Source organism: Actinoalloteichus spitiensis RMV-1378, from assembly GCF_000239155.1.
In the GTDB taxonomy this organism is placed as follows: Bacteria; Actinomycetota; Actinomycetes; order Mycobacteriales; family Pseudonocardiaceae; genus Actinoalloteichus_B; species Actinoalloteichus_B spitiensis.
Window position 1 is genome coordinate 1 of record NZ_AGVX02000597.1, and the last position, 1,212, is coordinate 1,212.

The following is a 1,212-nucleotide window of genomic DNA, read 5'->3' on the forward strand; positions in this document are numbered from 1 at the left end:
GGGCGGGCCCCCGGCCGACGGGGCGGGGGCAGCTCCGCACGCCGGAAGGCCAGCACCAGCACGGTGAGGACCAGGCCGGCCGCGCCGAACCAGAGCGGACGGGTGAGCCACCACTGGGCGCTCCAGCTGTCGGCCAGGCGCAGGTCCAGCGCGAACAGCGCCACGCCGATGACGAGGAACATCGCGGTGAGGTGCCACAGGTACAGCGTCATGCTGTGCCGCCCGATCCAGCCGACCAGGGCGGCCACCGCAGGGCGGGTGGCCAGCCGTTCCAGTCGTCGCCGCCACAGCAGCGCGAGCGACAGGTGCAGCCCGGTCAACGCGAGCAGGCAGACCGTCGGCGGGTTCATGTTCGACAGCGGGGCGCCCGGCATACCGACCATGCTGGCCGGGTAGGGGCCCGCCACCACCAGCAGCGCGAGCAGGGCCAGGCTCCCGAGGGCGCCGACCAGGAGCGCGGCACGGGGGATCGTGGTCAGCCGGCCGGCAGCGTAGGCGTAGCCGAGCAGGTACGGCACGGCCCAGACCAACACGATGTTGAGCAGGCCGAGCACCGGCAGGTCCAGGGTGAAGCGTGCGAGGTCGACGAGCGCCGCGCCGGCGGCCATGGCGAGGGTCAGCCGGTGGCCGAACCGCGCGAAGGCGCGGAACAGCAGCGGCGACAGCAGCAGCAGGACCAGGTAGACGCCCAGGAACCACAGGAGCTGGGGTGCGAGCGTCGCGGCCGAGCGGGCAGCCGAGGTCGGCACCCCGACCAGGGGCAGCACGACGACGGCGGCCGCCCAGAACGCGCCGAACACCGCGACGGGCGGGAGCAGACGTCGGGTTCGGGCCTGGACGAAGGGCAGGGTGGAGCGCCACCGGCGGCTGAGCTGGAGGTAGGTGGCGCAACCGGAGGCGAAGAACATCAGCGGGATGACCTGGAACGCCCAGGTGGCCAGCCAGCCCCACCCGTGGACGAGGGAGTTGCCGATCTCCAGCTGGTGCCCGTTCCAGGCCACCTCCGGGATGACCCAGTGCACCGCGATCACGCAGATCGTTCCCCAGGCGCGCACCAGGTCCACCAGCCGGTCCCGGCCCGGCCGGGCCGTCCACGGTCGGAGGGCGGCGGGGCCCGCGGCGGGTGGCGCGGCTCCCGCGTCCGGGCTGACGTCCCGAGCGGGCTGGTGGGGCCGGGGACGTGCTGGCGGCGGGCCGCCCGTCGGGGGGACC

At 74.8% G+C, this 1,212-nt stretch carries 1 protein-coding gene; it reads right to left on the reverse strand.

The annotated features are described in order from the left end of the window. The coding region (locus tag ACTIDRAF_RS0222315; RefSeq protein WP_016700927.1) for an acyltransferase family protein at positions 1–1,064 on the reverse strand (1,064 nt) is incomplete at its 3' end. Between the last annotated feature and the right edge of the window lie 148 nt (positions 1,065–1,212).